Source organism: Bradyrhizobium sp. CCGB01 (genome assembly GCF_024199795.1).
Lineage (GTDB): Bacteria > Pseudomonadota > Alphaproteobacteria > Rhizobiales > Xanthobacteraceae > Bradyrhizobium.
Window position 1 is genome coordinate 6,303,383 of record NZ_JANADK010000001.1, and the last position, 18,287, is coordinate 6,321,669.

Consider the following 18,287-nt stretch of genomic DNA (forward strand, 5'->3'; position numbering starts at 1 on the left):
ATAGGAAAAACCATGTTCGCGCGCCTCGCAATCCTGCTCTACGCCATCGTGAGCTATGCCGTATTCACGGTTTCATTTCTCTATGCGCTCGGTTTCGTCGGCAATTATGTCGTGCCGAAGTCGATCGACGTCGGCAGCCAAACCGGTTTGAGCGAGGCCATCGTCGTCAACCTGCTGCTGCTGGGCCTGTTCGCCATCCAGCACAGCGTCATGGCCCGCCCGGCCTTCAAGCGATGGTCGGCCGGATTTATTCCCGCAGCCTGTCAACGCAGCACCTATGTGCTGCTCTCCAGCCTGATCCTGCTGTTGCTGTTCTGGCAATGGCGTCCGATCCCAACACCGATCTGGCAGGCCAGTGGAATAGCGGCCTGGTTGCTGACCGGCGTGCATTGGCTCGGCTGGCTGATCGCGTTTGCCGCGACCACCATGATCGATCATTTCGATTTGTTCGGCCTGCGCCAGGCTTTTGTCGCGCTGCGCGGAGCCGAGATATCAGGCCAGTCCTTCAGGACGCCACTGCTCTACAAGATCGTGCGGCACCCGCTCATGCTGGGCTTTCTGCTCGCGTTCTGGGCCACACCCGAGATGACATCAGGCCATCTGCTGTTCGCGATCGCGAACACGGCGTACATCCTGGTCGCATTGCAGTTCGAGGAGCGTGATCTGATCGCCGAGTTCGGCGCGACCTATCAGGACTATCGCCGGCGCGTTCCCATGCTGGTGCCGCGTCTTTTCGGTCGTCGCGAGACGGAAGGTCGCCGGCCTGCTGGAGCACCACGATGAGAGCGATCCTCTGCAGCGCGTTCACCGGGCCGAAAGACCTGTGCCTCGGCGAGATCGACGAGCCCAAACCGGCCGGCGACGAGATTCTCGTCGACGTCCATGCGGCCTCGGTCAGCTTCATGGACCAGTTGCTGGTCTCCGGCCTCTATCAGATGCGGCCGCCGACGCCGTTCGTGCCCGGCACCGAAGCGTCCGGTGTCGTCGTCGCAGTCGGCGACAAGGTCACGACATTCGCACCCGGCGATCGCGTTGCCTGCAGCGCATGGACCGGCGGCTACGCCGAACGGATGATTGCCAAGGAATCGAAGAGCGTGCGGCTGCCCGACGGCGTCGCGTTCGAAGCCGCGGCGACGGTGCTGCACAATTACGGCACGGCCTGTTATGCGCTGGTGGAGCGGGCACGGGCGCAACGCGGCGAAACGCTGTTCGTCACCGGCGCTGCCGGCGGCGTTGGCCTTGCCGCCGTCGATCTCGGCCGCCATCTCGGCCTGCGCGTCGTCGCCGGCGTCGGCTCCGACGACAAGGCTGCCCTGGTGAGGAGTTACGGGGCCGGCGATGTCGTAAACTATCGCAGCGAAGATCTGCGCGACCGGATCAAGTCGATCACCGGTGGCGACGGCGTCGATATCGGCTTCGACAATGTTGGCGGCGCGATTTTCGAGCAGATGGCCCGGCTGATGACATGGGGCGGACGGCTGATGCCGATCGGCTTCACCAGCGGCGAAATTCCACAGATCCCGATGAATCTGCCGCTTCTGAAGAACTATTCCATTCTGGGTGTGTTCGCCGGCGCCTGGGCGGAGAAATTCTCCGCGGAGGCCGCGCGCATGAATGACAAGCTGGTGCAATGGCTGGCCGACGGAAAAATCCGTCCGCATATCGATCGCGTCCTCCCTTTGGAGGAGGCCGGCGACGCCATGCACGCGGTAGCCAATCGGACGGTTCAGGGAAGAATTGTCCTCAAAATCAGGTAAGATGAGCTGCCGACGGCAGGAGAAAAGAGACCGATGACAGAGATCATCATCGACAAGCGCTTTTGCGGTCCTCCGAACTCCGGCAACGGCGGTTACGTCTGCGGCCGGCTGGCCCGGCATATTCCTGGGGCTGCGGAAGTGACGCTGCGCGCACCGCCTCCCCTGGGCACGCCGCTCGATGCGGTGGCGACGAACGACGCGACATGGGAGCTTCGCGACGGCACAAAAGTCGTCGCGACCGGACGTGCGACGAGCGTCGAGCTTGCACGCGTGGAGACAGCCAGCTTCGAGAAGGCCCGCGCGGCCGAATTGCTGGCGCTGTTCGAGCCGGACGAGCATCCGCTGCCGAACTGTTTCGTATGTGGCCCCGCAAGGGCACAAGGCGACGGCCTGCGTATCTTCGCCGGGCCGCTCAGCCGTCATGCACAGACTCCCGTTCTCGCAGCGAGCTGGATACCGGATGCGAACCTGGCCGCCGAGGACGGCCTGGTCGCTCCCGAATTCCTCTGGTCGGCACTCGATTGTCCCACCGGCTTTGCCTGCAATTGCAATCCGCAGGCCGGCACCTACGACAAGACGCCCCTCCTGCTCGGCCGGATGTCGGCACGGATCGAGGCCCGCCCGCGCCCCGGCGACCGCTGCATCATCACGGCCTGGCCCACCGGCCGCGACGGCCGCAAGCGCACCGCGGACGCTGCGGCCCATGATGAAGCCGGGAAGTTGCTGGCGGTGGCGAGGACAACATGGATTGCCGTCGAACGCGACGTGCAGCTCGGGCGATAGGTGCTTAGGGTTGATTAGCCCGCGGCTGCGCGAAGCGTAGTCCGCCGGCGTAATCTACATGCTTCAGCAAACGCAGGACGAAGTTGGTGGGTTGCGCCTTCGGCCAACCCAACTTACGGAGCGTTCGATCAGTGATCCTCGCCAGCCTGCATCGATCCGCATTCGCCTGCACCAGCACGGCCGCGCTGGCGGCGGTTTACCTTGCGTCAAGCACGGCAAGCATTCGACAACCGCCTTAAAAGGCTGTTAGGAGCGGTCATCGTTGTTGGCGCCCGGAATACGGGGACGCTCTGCCATGCAATCGGACAAGGGACTCTACAGTGCGCCGCGCTGGCGCCTGACGCGCTGGCTGGCCGAGCCGGGGCCCAGCGTGCCCGACGACATCCGCGCAGCACTCATTGCCCAGCTCTATGGATCGCTGCCGGTTTTTGCCGCGGGCGCCGTCAACACCATTGCCGTCGCCGCCGTGATCGCGGGCCGGAAGCAGACTGCACCGTTCATTGCCTGGCTGGTCATGGAGATCGTGATCTGCCTGGCCCGCCTGGTCGTGCTGGTTCTCGCGCAGCGCAGGGCACGCGCCCATCGCCCGACGCCGACCGACCTTCATCTCCTGCTCGCGGTCGCCTGGAGCGCCAGCGTCGGATTTGGCATCATTGTCAGCCTCGCCAGCGGCGACTGGGTCGTCGCCATGCTGGCGTCCCTGTCTGCTGCAGCAATGGTCGGCGGCATCTGCTTCCGCAATTTCAGCGCGCCGCGGCTGGCCGGGACCATGATCCTGCTGAGCCTCGGTCCGATCGTCCCGGGCGCTGCGCTCTCGGCCGAACCGCTGTTCTACATCGTCTACCTGCAGGTGCCGATGTATCTGGCCGCAATGACGGCCGCTGCCTTCCGCCTCAACCGGATGCTGGTCACCACCATGCGTGCCGAGCGCGAGAACAGCCATCGCGCCCATCATGACGCCCTCACGGGCCTGCTCAATCGCGCGGGCTTCGTCGAGGCGCTCGGTGCGCGACTCCTGGTTCATGCCGAACGGCGGTTCGCGGTGATGTTCTTCGATCTCGACAATTTCAAGCCGATCAACGACACGTTCGGACATGCGGCAGGTGACGAGGTGCTGAAAGCGGTGGCCGGGCGCGTCCGCCGGGCGCTGCCGGACGGCGCGGTGGTCGCCCGGATGGGCGGCGACGAATTCGTCGTACTCGTCGATGGCGTCACCGCCGAACTGGCGCAGGAGATGGGATACCGCCTCATCCGCGAGGTTGCCGTCTCCTATGAGCTGCGCGGCGAGGTGCGCGCCAGTGTCGGCGCCAGCGTCGGCATTGCGATGTCGCCGGATCATGGCGCCGAGGTCGACGAATTGCTCGCAGTCGCCGATGCCGCACTCTACGAAGCGAAGTCGAGCGGCAAGTCGCGCTGCTGCCTCGCCTCGGTCGAGACCAACCTCGCCGCGCTGCGTCGCCTCCAGCAGAGCAGTCAGAAAGGCCCGGTCGCAGGCGCTGCCTGAGGCAAGGTTCGTAGGGTGGGTTAGCGTCAGCATAACCCACCACTTCTCTGTCCACGCGGATAGTAAAGAGGTGGGTTACGCCCGGCGGACTGCGCTTCGCGCAGCCGCAGGACTAACCCACCCTACGAGACCTACGTCGCCTGCTCGACCATCCCGGCAAGCCGCACCAGCTCCGCCTCGAGATCGCGCTCCACATCCGACGCGCGAATGTCGATCACCCGATAGTCGCGCGCCTCCAGCCACGCCCGCCGCGACGCGCGGTCGGCGGCGATGGTCTCGCCCTCACCCGGATTGACCAGCTCGATCGCGATCCGGTGCGGGAAAGAAACGAAGTCCGGGATGTGGCGACCCACAGGGGTCTGGCGCTTGAACTGGCCGGCAAAGCGGCGGTCGCGCGTGAGCGCCTGCCAGAGCAGGCGCTCGGCGTCGGTCGGGTTGCGGCGGAGCAGGCGCGCGAGGCCGCGCACCGTGGAGCCGCTGTCGGGCACGCCGCCCTGTCCGTGCTCGGCCAGGAGCGCGCGAAGGCGCGTGGCCTGCTCGCCGTCGAGCACACCGCCCTTGGCCGGGCCCTTGCGCCCCTCCGCGATCGCCATGACCACCCCGTGCAGGGTGTGCATGTCCTGCTTGGTCGGCTCCATCCGGCTGAAGATGTTGCGCAGATTCACCAGCATGGTGTCGCGCTTCTCGGCCGGGCGCAGGAATTCGACCCGGTCGAGCTCGCGGATGAGGTTGTCGAAGAAGGCCTGCATCTGGTGCTGCGAGGCGCGCTCGGAGCGCTCCGGCATGGCGTGCGGCAGCTCGCCCGAGGTCGCGCGCTTGAACCATTCGTAGCCGACCAGCAGCACGGCCTGGGCGAGGTTCAGCGAGGCAAAGCCCGGATTGACCGGGAAGGTGATGATGCGGTTGGAGAGCCCGACCTCCTCGTTGGTCAGACCCCAGCGCTCCCGGCCGAACAGGATGCCGGCCTTGCCGCCGGTCGCGACGTGCCCGGCGATCTCGCCGGCGGCGGCCTCCGGCCCGACCACGGGCTTGGCCTGGTCGTGGGGGCGAGCCGTGGTGGCGAACAGCAGGTCGAGGTCAGCGACCGCCTGCTCGACCGTGTCGAACAATTCGACCTTTTCCAGAATATGGTCGGCACCGGCCGCGGCGCGCTGGGCGGCGATATTCGGCCAGCCGTCGCGGGGGTTGACGATGCGCAAGGCACCAAGCGCGAAATTGCCCATGGCGCGCGCGGCCATGCCGATATTCTCGCCAAGCTGCGGCTCGACCAGGATCACGATGGGACCGTCGAGGGAAAGGCCCGCCTTGCTCTTGTCAGTCCCCGACATCTCGCTTCGCTTTCACACTGGTTCTCAAGGCCTTGGCAGGGCCTTCTTAGGAAATGATTCAAAGTGGCCATGGGGCCGACTTTGCCGGTTCGCCTGTCGTTTGCCTGTCCTGACAGAATTCTCAAGGAAAATAACGGGGTTAGATTCGGTTTTTGAATCTCGTCTGAAACTTGACGTCCGCCCCTCCGGCCGGGCCCCATCCCGCCCCCCATCTGTGGAAGCTGGATGAGCTAAAAGTGCATAATCACTTGGCTTTCACCCGCTGCTATCAGGTGCTAAGAGGCGGCGGATATTCAATTTGGCGCCGGCGGCGCCGTTCCCAAGAAGGCTTTCCCGATCATGGCAAAAATCAAGGTGTCCCAACCCGTCGTCGAACTCGATGGCGACGAGATGACCCGGATCATCTGGCAGTACATCAAGGACAAGCTGATCAACCCGTACCTCGATGTCGAGCTGCTCTATTTCGACCTGGGCATGGAGTACCGCGACCACACCAACGATCAGGTCACCATCGACGCCGCCGAAGCCATCAAGAAGGTCGGCGTCGGCGTCAAGTGCGCCACCATCACCCCGGACGAGGCCCGGGTGAAGGAGTTCAACCTCAAGCAGATGTGGAAGTCGCCGAACGGCACCATCCGCAACATTCTCGGCGGCGTGATCTTCCGCGAGCCGATCATCTGCAAGAACGTGCCGCGCCTGGTTCCCGGCTGGACCAAGCCGATCATCATCGGCCGCCACGCCTATGGCGACCAGTACCGCGCCACCGACATCAAGTTCCCCGGCAAGGGCACGCTGACGATGAAGTTCGTCGGCGAGGACGGCACCGTCATCGAGAAGGAAGTGTTCAAGACCCCGGGCTCCGGCGTCGCGATGCAGATGTACAATCTCGACGACTCCATCATCGACTTCGCCCGCGCTTCGTTGAACTATGGCCTGCTGCGCAACTACCCGGTCTATCTCTCGACCAAGAATACGATCATGAAGGTCTATGACGGTCGCTTCAAGGACATCTTCCAGGACGTCTTCGACCGCGAATTCAAGAAGGAATTCGACGCCAAGGGCCTGACCTACGAGCACCGCCTGATCGACGACATGGTGGCCTCCGCCCTGAAATGGTCCGGCGGCTATGTCTGGGCCTGTAAGAACTACGACGGCGACGTGCAGTCCGACACGGTCGCGCAGGGCTACGGCTCGCTCGGCCTGATGACCTCGGTGCTGCTCACCCCCGACGGCAAGACCGTCGAGGCCGAAGCCGCCCACGGCACGGTGACCCGCCACTACCGCGAGCACCAGAAGGGCAAGGAGACCTCGACCAACTCGATCGCGTCGATCTTCGCCTGGACCCGTGGCCTGTCGCACCGCGCCAAGCTCGACAACAATGCCGAGCTCGCCAAGTTCGCGGCAACCCTGGAGAAGGTCTGCGTCGACACCGTCGAGGCCGGCTACATGACCAAGGACCTCGCGCTGCTGGTCGGCGCCGACCAGCGCTGGCTCTCGACCACCGGCTTCCTCGACAAGGTCTCGGAGAACCTGACGAAGGCGCTGGCGGCCTAAGCTGCCATCCGCAATTTCGCCCGACTGGGCCAGACATCATCAGGGGCCGCGCCAAAAGCGCGGCCCTTTTTTTGAGACCCCTCGCGCGGAGATGCGACCATGTCGATCAAGCCAGCCGTCCCCTGCCTGATGTTGCTTGCCGCGATGGCCGGCCCGGCCGCCGCCGAGCCACTTCCCGATACCATCGCCGCGCCCGGCGAAACCGTCGTGCTCAGCGTCCACGCCGAGGGCGCGCAGGTCTATGAGTGCAAGGCCGGCACCGACGGCAAGCTCGCCTGGGCTTTTCGCGAGCCGATCGCAACGCTGCTCGCCGAAGGCAAGACCATCGGCCGCCACTATGCCGGCCCGAATTGGGAGCTCGCCGACGGCAGCGCCGTGGTCGGCAAGGCCATTGGCAACGCGCCGGGCGCAACGCCCGCCGACATCCCCTGGCTGAAGCTGGAGGTCGCTTCCCGCCGCGGCAGCGGCGTGCTCACACCCGTCACCACGGTCCAGCGCATCAACACCCATGGCGGCAAGCTCGACGGCGCCTGCGACAAGGCCGGCGAGTTCAAAAGCGCGCCGTATTCGGCGGAGTATGTCTTCCTGAAGAAGGGCTGACCGCTCAGCGGTCGGTGACCTCGCGCTCGGCCTGCGCGAGCTCTGCCGCCGCGAGATCGCCGCTCTCCTCCAGCCGCGCTTTCGCGGTCATCTGGACGTGGTCAGCGAGCGTCGGCATGCGCGCGATCAGGGCGTGAAAATCCTGGGCGTCGAGCACGAGCAGCCGCGTCTTGCGCGTCGCCGTCACCGTGCCGCTGCGTTTGGTTTTGTGCAGCAGCGCGATCTCGCCGAAGAAGGTCCCGTCGGTGAGCCGCACCTGCTGGCTCGGCAGCGCGATCTCGACCTCGCCGGCGGTGATGAAATACATCGACGAGGCGGCATCACCTCGCCGCACCAGAATTTCGCCCTGCTCCACGGTGCGCGCCCGCAACAGCCGCATGATGTCGGCGATTTCAGCTGCCGACAGATGCGAGAACAGCGGCACCCGCGCCAGCATGCCCCAGGTCACGACGAAGTCGCGGCGCCTCACCTCTTCGGCGAAGGCAGAGGAGATGATCGCGACCGGCAGCGCGATCATGGCGAAGCCTGAGATGATCGCGAACACCGAGATGAATTTTCCGAGCGGCGTCACCGGCACGACGTCGCCATAGCCGACGGTGCCGAGGGTCACGATCGCCCACCACATCGCCTGCGGGATGGTGCCGAGCTTGTCCGGCTGCACGTCGCGCTCGATGGCGTAGAGCAGCGAGGCAAACGTGAGGACCGCGCCGATCAGGATGACGATGCAGCCGATCAGCGCGCGCCGCTCGGCATGCACGGCGGCGAGCAGCGAGCGCATCGCCGGCGAATAACGTATCAGCTTGAAGAACGGCAGCACGCCGAGCGCGGCCAGCGTCGCGTGCCGCCCCGTGGTCAGCACGATTGCGGCGGGCAGGAACGCCATGAGATCGATGATGCCGAGCGCCGAGAAGGCATAGCCGAGCCGGTCGGCGAGCGCGGAGCCCGTGCGCGGCGTATGGCCCGCCACCGTCCACATTCGCGCGGCATATTCCAGCGCGAACACGATCACGGACAGGATGGTGATCGCCGAAAACAGCGTGCCGAACCGATCATCGAGCTCCGGCACCGAGGCGAGAACCATCGCCGCGACATTGAGCACGATGACGCCGATGATCAGCTGGATGAAGCGCGATCCGGCGGAGTAGGCCAGCGGATCGTGCTCCAGCAATTCGTAGAGGCGATCCCTCAAGTTCGGATCGCGAAGCCCATGTCCTCGCGGAACGAGGCGCATCGCAATTTAAGCGCCTGCCATCGCTTTTTCGATCGCCGCGAGCGCCTCGGGCGCCTTGGCCCCGTCGGGGCCGCCGGCCTGCGCCATGTCGGGCCGGCCGCCGCCGCCCTTGCCGCCGAGCGCCTCGGAAGCGATTTTCACCAGATTGACTGCATTGAAGCGCGAGGTCAGGTCGGCAGTGACGCCGACCACGACACCGGCCTTGCCGTCCTCGGTGACGCCGACGATGGCGACCACGCCAGAGCCGATCTGCTTCTTGCCGTCGTCCGCAAGGCTCTTGAGATCCTTCATCTCGATGCCCTCGACCGCGCGCGCCATCAGCTTGACGTCGCCGACATCGCGCACGCCCGCGGCTGCGCCGTTCCCGGTGAAAGAACCGCCCCCGCCCATCGCGAGCTTCTTGCGGGCGTCGGAGAGTTCGCGCTCGAGCTTCTTGCGCTCGTCCATCAGCGCGGCGATGCGCGCCGGGACGTCGTCGATCGAGGTGCGCAGTTCGCTAGCCGCGGTCTTCGCCAGCGCCATGGTCTCGTTGGCATGCCTGCGCGCGTAATTGCCGGTCAGCGCCTCGATGCGGCGCACGCCGGAGGCGACCGCGCTCTCGCCGGTCAGCGTGATCAGGCCGATATCGCCGGTGCGCCGAACATGGGTGCCGCCGCAGAGCTCGACCGACCAGCCGAGCGCATTGGCGCCGCGCTCGCGCGCGGTCCTGCCCATCGAGACCACGCGGACCTCGTCGCCGTACTTCTCGCCGAACAGGGCGCGCGCCCCGGCCTCACGTGCTTCATCGACGCCCATGACGCGGGTCGTGACCTCGTCGTTCTCCAGCACCACGTCGTTGGCGATGTCCTCGACACGCGCGAGCTCTTCCGCCGTGATAGGCTTCGGATGCACGAAGTCGAAGCGCAGCCGGTCGGGCGCGACCATCGAGCCGCGCTGGGCGATGTGATCGCCAAGCACCTGGCGCAGCGCCTCGTGGATCAGATGCGTCGCCGAATGGTGCGCGCGGATCGAGGATCGCCGCGAATGATCGACCTCGAGCTGGAGCGCGGTGCCGAGCTTCAGCTCGCCGCTCTCCAATGTGCCGACGTGAACGAAGAAATCGCCGAGCTTCTTCTGCGTGTCGGTGACGCGGAACTTGATCCCGCCGTCCCCGAGCAGCACGCCGGTGTCGCCGACCTGGCCGCCGGACTCCGCATAGAACGGCGTCTGGTTCAGCACGATCGCGCCGGTCTCGCCGGCCTTCAGGCTCGTGGCTTCCTGCCCATCCTTCACCAGCGCCGCGACAACGCCTTCAGCGCTCTCGGTCTCGTAGCCCAAAAATTCGGTGGCCCCGAGCTTTTCCCGCAGCGGGAACCAGATCGCTTCGGACGCCGCTTCACCCGAACCCTTCCAGGACTCGCGCGCCTTGGCCTTCTGGCGCTCCATCGCGTCGGTGAACGAGGCCTGGTCGACGCCGATGCCGCGCGACTTCAGCGCGTCCTGCGTGAGGTCGAGCGGGAAACCGTAGGTGTCGTACAGCGTGAAGGCGACGTCGCCGTCGAACATGTCGCCCTTCTTCAGACCAGCGCTCTTCTCGTCGAGGATGGCGAGGCCGCGCGACAGGGTCTTGCGGAAGCGGGTCTCTTCCAGCCGCAGCGTTTCCTCGATCAGATTCTCCGCGCGCATCAGGTCGGGATAGGCCTGGCCCATCTCGCGCACCAGCGCCCAGACCAGGCGATGCATCAGCGGCTCTTTCGCACCGAGCAGCTGCGCATGGCGCATCGCGCGGCGCATGATCCGGCGCAGCACATAACCGCGTCCCTCGTTCGAGGGCAGCACGCCGTCCGTGACCAGGAAGGCCGAGGAGCGCAGATGGTCGGCGATGACGCGGAACGAGGCCACGGTCTGCTCGTTCGGCCCGCTGCCGAGAGCGGACGAGGTCGCGTCGATCAGGTGCCGGAACAGGTCGGTCTCGAACACGCTCTCGACGCCCTGCATGATGCAGGCCATGCGCTCGAGGCCCATGCCGGTGTCGATCGAGGGACGCGGCAGGTCAACGCGCTGCTCCTTCGTCACCTGCTCGTATTGCATGAACACGAGGTTCCAGAATTCGAGGAAGCGGTCGCCGTCCTCTTCCGGCGAGCCGGGAGGCCCGCCCCAGATGTGATCGCCGCGGTCGATGAAGATCTCCGAGCACGGGCCGCACGGGCCGGTGTCGCCCATCGCCCAGAAATTGTCCGAGGTCGGGATGCGGATGATGCGGTCGTCGGAGAAGCCGGCGATCTTCTTCCACAGGCCGGCCGCCTCGTCGTCGGTGTGGTAGACGGTGACGAGCAGCTTGTCCTTCTTGAGCCCGAACTCGCGGGTGATCAGCGTCCAGGCAAGCTCGATCGCGCGCTCCTTGAAGTAGTCGCCGAACGAGAAATTGCCGAGCATCTCGAAGAAGGTGAGATGGCGCGCGGTGTAGCCGACATTGTCGAGGTCGTTGTGCTTGCCGCCGGCGCGCACGCATTTCTGCGACGTGGTGGCGCGCTGGTAGGGGCGCTTCTCGACGCCGGTGAAGACGTTCTTGAACTGCACCATGCCGGCATTGGTGAACATCAACGTCGGATCGTTGCGCGGCACCAATGGCGAGGACGACACGATCTCGTGGCCGTTCTCGGCAAAGAAGTTCAGAAAGGTCGACCTGATCTCGTTGACGCCGCTCATGTTCATCCAATCGGGTGTGCTTGGACCCGCTTCCCAGCCATCCAAACCGCTGAGTTTGGGCTGATATCTGCGGGCCAAAGCGCTTTTAGACAAGGCCAGCTTCGCTGTCCAGAAACTGTGCAGACGGATCAGTGGGTTGCCGCAGGCGCTCAATCCCGTTGAAAGGCGCCGTTGCCGCGTTGACAGGCTTGGCTGCCCTGTGGTCTGTACCCATCTGTATCGTACGGCCACGTCGGGAGAGACCGGCTTTAGGCAGCCGGCGCCGAAGGAGCAACCGCCCCGGAAACTCTCAGGCAAAAGGACCGCGTGGCTTTGACGACATCTGGAAAGAGGCGCCGACGGGCTTAGTCCCGGACGACGTCCGCCGACGGGATAATACTCTCAGGCACAGCGACAGATGGGGCTTCGACTGGTGTCCACGGGAAATCGTTCCCGGGGAACCGCCGAGGGCCCCTGTGATGTCAGTGCGTGACGACAAAGATTCCCTGAAACGTACCCCCCTTTACGACCTTCACGTGTCGCTCGGCGGCAAGATGGTGCCGTTCGCGGGCTATGACATGCCCGTGCAGTACCCCGCGGGCGTCCTGAAGGAGCACCTCCAGACCCGCAACGCCGCCGGCCTGTTCGATGTCTCCCATATGGGCCAGATCGCGCTCCGGCCGAAGTCGGGCAAGGTCGAGGACGCCGCCCGCGCGCTGGAGCGGCTGGTACCGCAGGATATCGTGGCGATTGCGCCGGGACGGCAGCGCTACGCCCAGTTCACCAATGCCGATGGCGGGCTCCTCGACGATCTCATGGTCGCCAATTTCGGCGATCACCTCTTCCTGGTCGTCAATGCCGCCTGCAAGGCCGAGGACGAGGCGCATCTGCGTGCGAACCTCTCCGGCGACTGCGTCATCGATTCGCTTGCCGACCGCGCCCTGATCGCTTTGCAGGGCCCGAAAGCGGAATCCGTGCTGGCGAAATTGTGTGCAGAGGCGCCCTCCATGAAATTCATGGATGCCGGTCCGCACCGGGTTGCCGGGATCGACTGTTTCGTCTCGCGTTCCGGCTACACCGGCGAGGACGGCTTCGAGATTTCGGTCCCCGCTGCCGATGCCGAGCACCTGGCGAAGACGCTGCTCGACAATCCCGATGTGATGCCGATCGGCTTGGGGGCCCGCGACAGCCTGCGGCTGGAGGCTGGTCTCTGCCTCTACGGGCACGACATCGACACCGGGACCACGCCGGTCGAGGCCGGACTGGAATGGTCGGTGCAGAAAAGCCGCCGCACCGGCGGCGCCCGCGCCGGCGGCTTTCCCGGTGCCGAAAAGATCCTCGCCCACTTCGACAACGGCGCGTCCCGCCGCCGCGTCGGCCTGCTCGCCCAGGGCCGCGCCCCGGTGCGCGAGGGCGCGCTGCTGTTTGCTGATAGCGCCGGCGGCGAGCCGATCGGAACGGTCACCTCGGGCGGCTTCGGCCCGAGCCTGAATGCGCCGGTCGCGATGGGCTATCTGCCCACCAGCCAGAGCGCGCTCGGCACGCAAGTCTTCGCCGAAGTGCGCGGCCAGCGGCTGCCGCTCACGGTCGCCGCCATGCCTTTCGTGAAAAACACCTACAAACGCTGAGGACAAGAAAATGACCACGACGCTGTACACCTCCGACCATGAATGGCTGGCCATCGACGGCGACGTCGCCACCGTCGGCATCACCGACTACGCCCAGTCGCAGCTCGGCGACGTCGTGTTCGTCGAGCTGCCCAAGGCCGGCCGCACGCTGAAGAAGGCGGAAGCCGCAGCCGTCGTGGAATCGGTGAAGGCCGCCTCCGATGTCTACGCGCCAATCTCCGGCGAAGTGCTCGAGACCAACGACGCGCTGGCCGCCGAGCCGGCGTTGGTGAACTCGGACGCGCAAGGCAAGGCGTGGTTCTTCAAGATCAGGATTGCCGACAAGAGCGAGCTCGGCGGCCTCATGGATGAAGCCGCCTACAAGGCACATACGGCGTGAGATGAAGCGAACTGTGACCTCATATTCGGTGTCATCGCCCGCGCAGGCGGGCGATCCAGTACGCCGCAGCTTCTCGGCTCAAGCCGTGACGCCTGCGTGTACTGGATGCCCCGCCTTCGCGGGGCATGACAGCGACAGCGAAATTTAGCGAGGACCCATGATGACCGCGCACCGCAAATCGAACGGCGACACCGCCACCTCCTTCGTTCGCCGCCACATCGGCCCCTCGGCGCACGATGTCACCGCCATGCTCGAGACCGTCAACGCCAAGAGCGTCGACGCACTGATGGCGGAGACGCTGCCGGCCTCGATCCGGCAGACCTCCCCGCTCGATCTCGGCAAGCCCTTGAGCGAGACCGAGGCGATCGCGCATATGGGCGAACTCGCCGCGCAGAACCAGGTCTTCACCTCGCTGATCGGCCAAGGCTATTCCGGCACGATTTTGCCCGCGGTGATCCAGCGCAACATCCTTGAGAATCCGGCCTGGTACACGGCGTATACGCCCTATCAGCCCGAGATCAGCCAGGGCCGGCTGGAGGCGCTGCTCAACTTCCAGACCATGATCTGCGACCTCACCGGGCTCGACGTCGCCAACGCCTCGCTGCTCGACGAGGCGACCGCGGCGGCCGAAGCGATGGCGCTCGCGGAGCGGCACTCACGGGTCGAAGCGAAAGCCTTCTTCGTCGACAAGGACGTGCATCCGCAGACGCTGGCGGTGATGCGCACCCGCGCCGAGCCGCTGGGCTGGACCTTGGTCGTCGGCGATCCCCTCACCGATCTCGACAAGACCGACGTGCTCGGCGCGCTGCTGCAATATCCGGGCTCTTCGGGCGCGGTACGCGACCTCAGGCCCGCGATCGCTACTCTGAAGGCCAAGGGCGCACTCGCGATCGTTGCCGCCGATCTGCTGGCGCTCACTTTGCTCGCCTCGCCCGGCGAGCTCGGCGCCGATATCGCTGTCGGCTCGGCGCAGCGCTTTGGCGTGCCGATGGGCTATGGCGGACCGCACGCGGCCTATATGGCGGTGCGCGATGCGCTGAAGCGCTCGCTGCCCGGCCGTCTCGTCGGCCTCTCCGTGGACTCGCGTGGGCAGCCTGCCTATCGCCTCGCGCTGCAGACCCGCGAGCAGCACATCCGCCGCGAGAAGGCGACCTCCAACATCTGCACCGCGCAGGTGCTGCTCGCCGTGATCGCCTCGATGTACGCCGTCTATCACGGCCCCGAGGGCCTGACGCAGATCGCGCGCAATGTGCACCGCCGCGCCGCCGTGCTGGCCGCCGGCCTGCGCAAGCTCGGCTTTGCGCCGCAGTCGGAGGCCTTCTTCGACACGCTGAGCGTGGATGCCGGGGCCAAGCGCGCCGAGATCGTCGCGCGCGCGGCCGCCGAGAAGATCAATCTGGGTGTCGGTGACACCGCACTGCGCATCGCGCTCGACGAGACCACCACGCCGGCAACGGTGGAAGCGGTCTGGCGCGCGTTTGGCGGCACGCTCGCTTACGCCGAAATCGACGCGACCACGCGCGAGGCGCTGCCGGAGGCGCTGAAGCGCGGGACCGCCTTCCTGACGCATCCGGTCTTCCACGCACATCGCTCGGAGACCGAGATGCTGCGCTACATGCGCAAGCTCAGCGACCGCGACCTCGCGCTCGACCGCGCGATGATCCCGCTCGGCTCCTGCACGATGAAGCTGAACGCGACCACCGAGATGATGCCGCTGACCCGGCCGGAGTTTGGCTCCTTGCACCCGTTCGTCCCGCGCGAACAGGCCAAGGGCTATCACGCGCTATTCGCGCGGCTGGAAAAATGGCTGTGCGACATCACCGGCTATGACGCGATCTCGCTGCAGCCGAACTCGGGCGCGCAGGGCGAATATGCCGGGCTTTTGGCGATCCGCGGCTATCACGCCGCGCGCGGAGAGACACACCGAAAAATCTGCCTGATCCCCTCCTCCGCCCACGGTACCAACCCGGCCTCGGCCGCGATGGTCGGCATGGACGTGGTGGTGGTCGCCTGCGAGAAGAACGGCGACGTCGACGTCAATGATCTCCGCGCCAAGGCCGAGAAGCACTCGAACGATCTCGCCGCGGTGATGATCACCTATCCCTCGACGCATGGCGTGTTCGAGGAGCATATCCGCGAGATCTGCGACATCGTCCATGGCCATGGCGGCCAGGTCTATCTGGACGGCGCCAATCTCAACGCGCAGGTCGGCCTTAGCCGGCCCGGCGATTACGGCGCCGACGTCAGCCATCTCAATCTGCACAAGACCTTCTGCATCCCGCATGGCGGCGGCGGCCCCGGCATGGGCCCGATCGGCGTCAAGGCGCATCTTGCGCCATTCCTCCCCGGCCACCCCGTGACGAACGGTGAAGCTCCGGTCGGCCCGGTCTCGGCCGCGCCGTTCGGCTCGGCGTCGATCCTGACCATCTCCTACATCTACATCCTGATGATGGGCGGCGACGGCCTGAAGCGCGCCACCGAGATCGCGATCCTCAATGCCAACTACATCGCGGCAAGGTTAGAGCCGCACTTCCCGGTGCTCTACAAGAACGCCCGGGGCCGCGTCGCGCATGAGTGCATCGTCGATCCCAGGCCGCTGAAGACGACGTCCGGCGTCACCGTCGACGACATCGCCAAGCGCCTGATCGACTACGGCTTCCACGCGCCCACCATGAGCTTCCCGGTGCCGGGCACGCTGATGATCGAGCCGACCGAATCGGAATCCAAGGCGGAGCTGGATCGCTTCTGCGACGCCATGATCGCGATCCGCAAGGAGATCGCCGAGGTCGAGGCCGGCCGCTTCAAGATCGAGGCGTCGCCGCTGCGGAACGCCCCGCACACCGTGCACGACATCGCGGATGATGCATGGAATCGCGCCTACACCCGCAGCGAAGGCTGCTTCCCTGCCGGCACCTCGCGCACCGACAAATACTGGTGCCCCGTGGGCCGCGTCGACAACGTCTATGGCGACCGCAACCTCGTGTGCTCCTGCCCGCCGGTCAGCGATTACGCGGAAGCCGCGGAGTAACTTCGTAGGGTGGGTTAGCTGGCGGCTGCGCAAAGCGCAGTCGCCGGCGTAACCCACCGCTTCTGCTGCCGCAGAGACGAATAGTGGTGGATTACGCCTTCGGCTAATCCACCCTACGACCCTCGCCGCCGGGCCAACACATCAGACTTTGCGATCGCGCCACAAGGCTCTGGCAATGAGTGCTCGCAACTGTGAGCGCCCAGGCTTGGGATTCATTGATCTTGCCCTGGAGATCAGCGAGCGCTTGCGCCTGCCAGTGCGCCCTATCGCGTCCAAGTGGCAAGGATTCGGTCTCCGAAGCAATTCCGACAAAGGGCAGGAGATCGGGATCTTCTTCGAGGCGTGCCCTAAAGCTGTGCCTTGCAATTGTCCTGGCACCTTCCACCGGGGACACGCTTCCGGAAAGTATGCCCTTCGCCGTCTCAATAATGATCTGGCGAGCAGCTATGACCTCGGATTGATTCTAACTCACGGCGATCCCGGTCTCATCAACTGATCCGGTATCTCCTATATCACAAAACGAAGCGGGCACTGACGACGTCGGCAACTCAACGTCCTCAACGCCCGCTTCTCGCGAAAATTTTTCGCGTTACGGCTTACTCCTCCGCCGGCTCCTCGCCGTCGGCGTCGCGCTCGGGCGTGCCTGCGAGAATCTGCTCCGCGATCAAGCCGGAGTTCTGGCGGATCGAGGTCTCGATCTTGGCGGTGATGTCGGGGTTGGCCTTCAAGAATGCTTTCGAGTTCTCGCGGCCCTGGCCGAGGCGCTGGCTGTCATAGGAGAACCAGGCGCCGGATTTTTCGACGATGCCGGCCTTGACGCCGAGATCGAGGATCTCGCCCATCTTGGAAACGCCCTCGCCGTACATGATGTCGAACTCGACCTGCTTGAAGGGCGGCGCCAGCTTGTTCTTCACCACCTTGACGCGCGTGGTGTTGCCGACCACTTCGTCACGCTCCTTGATCGCGCCGATGCGGCGGATGTCGAGGCGGACGGAGGCGTAGAACTTCAGCGCGTTGCCGCCGGTCGTGGTTTCCGGCGAGCCGTACATCACACCGATCTTCATGCGGATCTGGTTGATGAAGATCACCATGGTGTTGGACTTGTTGATGGAGGCCGTCAGCTTGCGCAGCGCCTGGCTCATCAGACGGGCCTGAAGACCCGGCAGCGCATCGCCCATCTCGCCTTCGAGCTCGGCCTTCGGCACCAGCGCCGCGACCGAGTCGATCACCATCACGTCGACCGCGCCCGAGCGAACCAGCGTGTCGCAGATCTCCAGCGCCTGCTCGCCGGTGTCCGGCTGCGAGATCAGGAGCTCGTCGATGTTGACGCCGAGCTTGCGGGCATAGACCGGGTCGAGCGCGTGCTCGGCGTCGATGAACGCGCAGATGCCGCCCTTCTTCTGAGCTTCCGCCACCGTATGCAGCGCCAGGGTGGTCTTGCCCGAAGATTCCGGCCCGTAGATCTCGACGATACGCCCCTTGGGCAGGCCACCGATGCCGAGCGCGATATCGAGCCCGAGCGAGCCGGAGGAGACCGCCTCGATGTCCATGGAGCGGTCGCTCTTGCCGAGCTTCATCACCGATCCCTTGCCGAATTGGCGCTCGATCTGGGAGAGCGCGGCGGCCAGGGCTTTACTCTTGTCCATGGAAGATCCTTCGACGATACGCAGGGCAGTGGCGGACATTGGGTCGTGCTCCTTATGGCGAGGATTCGCGTGAGGGACAAACGATTGGCGAGGCGGCTCGTCGATAAAAGCAATGTACCCCATCTGTTCTCTGTTCGCAATGTGTTCTTTTGCGGATTTTGGTGCTGTCCGTATGCGACCCC

Annotated in this window: 13 protein-coding genes and 1 riboswitch; of the genes, 9 read left to right on the plus strand and 4 right to left on the minus strand. The window is 65.4% G+C overall.

From position 1 onward, the window contains the following. Positions 1-12 precede the first annotated feature (12 nt). From mddA to NLM25_RS29490, 4 genes are all read left to right on the plus strand, one after another. Entirely contained in the window at positions 13-783 is a 771-nt protein-coding gene (mddA, locus tag NLM25_RS29475) for a methanethiol S-methyltransferase (RefSeq protein ID WP_254139322.1), read from the plus strand. Next, on the plus strand, positions 780-1,757 hold the full coding sequence (locus tag NLM25_RS29480; protein WP_254139323.1) for an NADPH:quinone oxidoreductase family protein: 978 nt from the start codon (positions 780-782) through the stop codon (positions 1,755-1,757). Before mddA ends, NLM25_RS29480 begins: the two co-directional genes overlap by 4 nt. Positions 1,758-1,790: 33 nt before the next feature. Then, positions 1,791-2,540, plus strand: coding sequence for a PaaI family thioesterase (locus tag NLM25_RS29485; protein WP_254139324.1), 750 nt, complete (start codon positions 1,791-1,793; stop codon positions 2,538-2,540). 295 nt (positions 2,541-2,835) lie between these two features. Beyond that, positions 2,836-4,044, plus strand: a complete 1,209-nt coding sequence (locus NLM25_RS29490; RefSeq protein ID WP_254139325.1) for a GGDEF domain-containing protein — start codon at positions 2,836-2,838, stop codon at positions 4,042-4,044. Between the two features lie 131 nt (positions 4,045-4,175). Here the strand turns inward: NLM25_RS29490 and NLM25_RS29495 are convergent, their stop codons facing one another. After that, positions 4,176-5,372: a TrmJ/YjtD family RNA methyltransferase gene (locus NLM25_RS29495; protein WP_254139326.1), complete on the minus strand. Its 1,197-nt coding sequence runs from the start codon at positions 5,370-5,372 to the stop codon at positions 4,176-4,178. Positions 5,373-5,711: 339 nt separating this feature from the next. On the opposite strand from NLM25_RS29495, the gene NLM25_RS29500 reads away from it, so the two are divergent. Continuing rightward, on the plus strand, positions 5,712-6,926 hold the full coding sequence (locus NLM25_RS29500; protein ID WP_254121139.1) for an NADP-dependent isocitrate dehydrogenase: 1,215 nt from the start codon (positions 5,712-5,714) through the stop codon (positions 6,924-6,926). A 99-nt stretch (positions 6,927-7,025) separates the two neighbouring features. Beyond that, positions 7,026-7,526, plus strand: coding sequence for a DUF3455 domain-containing protein (locus NLM25_RS29505; RefSeq protein WP_254139327.1), 501 nt, complete (start codon positions 7,026-7,028; stop codon positions 7,524-7,526). A 4-nt stretch (positions 7,527-7,530) separates the two neighbouring features. Here NLM25_RS29505 and NLM25_RS29510 read toward each other — a convergent pair whose 3' ends face one another. Together NLM25_RS29510 and alaS are read right to left on the minus strand one after the other, a co-directional pair. Further along, a complete protein-coding gene (locus NLM25_RS29510; RefSeq protein ID WP_254139328.1) occupies positions 7,531-8,757 on the minus strand; it encodes a cyclic nucleotide-gated ion channel in 1,227 nt (408 codons plus the stop codon). A gap of 6 nt (positions 8,758-8,763) precedes the next feature. Continuing rightward, entirely contained in the window at positions 8,764-11,445 is a 2,682-nt protein-coding gene (gene alaS, locus NLM25_RS29515) for an alanine--tRNA ligase (protein WP_254139329.1), read from the minus strand. Positions 11,446-11,668: 223 nt separating this feature from the next. Then, positions 11,669-11,759: riboswitch (glycine riboswitch) on the plus strand. Between the two features lie 144 nt (positions 11,760-11,903). Here alaS and gcvT point away from each other — a divergent pair. The 3 genes from gcvT to gcvP all read left to right on the plus strand — a co-directional run bounded on the left by gcvT (position 11,904) and on the right by gcvP (position 16,459). Next, a complete protein-coding gene (gene gcvT, locus NLM25_RS29520; protein WP_254139330.1) occupies positions 11,904-13,052 on the plus strand; it encodes a glycine cleavage system aminomethyltransferase GcvT in 1,149 nt (382 codons plus the stop codon). A gap of 10 nt (positions 13,053-13,062) precedes the next feature. Continuing rightward, positions 13,063-13,431 carry a glycine cleavage system protein GcvH gene (gene gcvH / locus NLM25_RS29525; RefSeq protein WP_254121153.1) on the plus strand — a complete coding sequence of 123 codons (369 nt, stop codon included), beginning with the start codon at positions 13,063-13,065 and terminating at the stop codon, positions 13,429-13,431. Between the two features lie 160 nt (positions 13,432-13,591). After that, positions 13,592-16,459, plus strand: a complete 2,868-nt coding sequence (gene gcvP / locus NLM25_RS29530) for an aminomethyl-transferring glycine dehydrogenase (RefSeq protein WP_254141287.1) — start codon at positions 13,592-13,594, stop codon at positions 16,457-16,459. 596 nt (positions 16,460-17,055) lie between these two features. On the opposite strand, the gene recA is transcribed toward gcvP, so the two are convergent. Then, positions 17,056-18,144, minus strand: coding sequence for a recombinase RecA (recA, locus tag NLM25_RS29535; protein WP_254121158.1), 1,089 nt, complete (start codon positions 18,142-18,144; stop codon positions 17,056-17,058). Between the last annotated feature and the right edge of the window lie 143 nt (positions 18,145-18,287).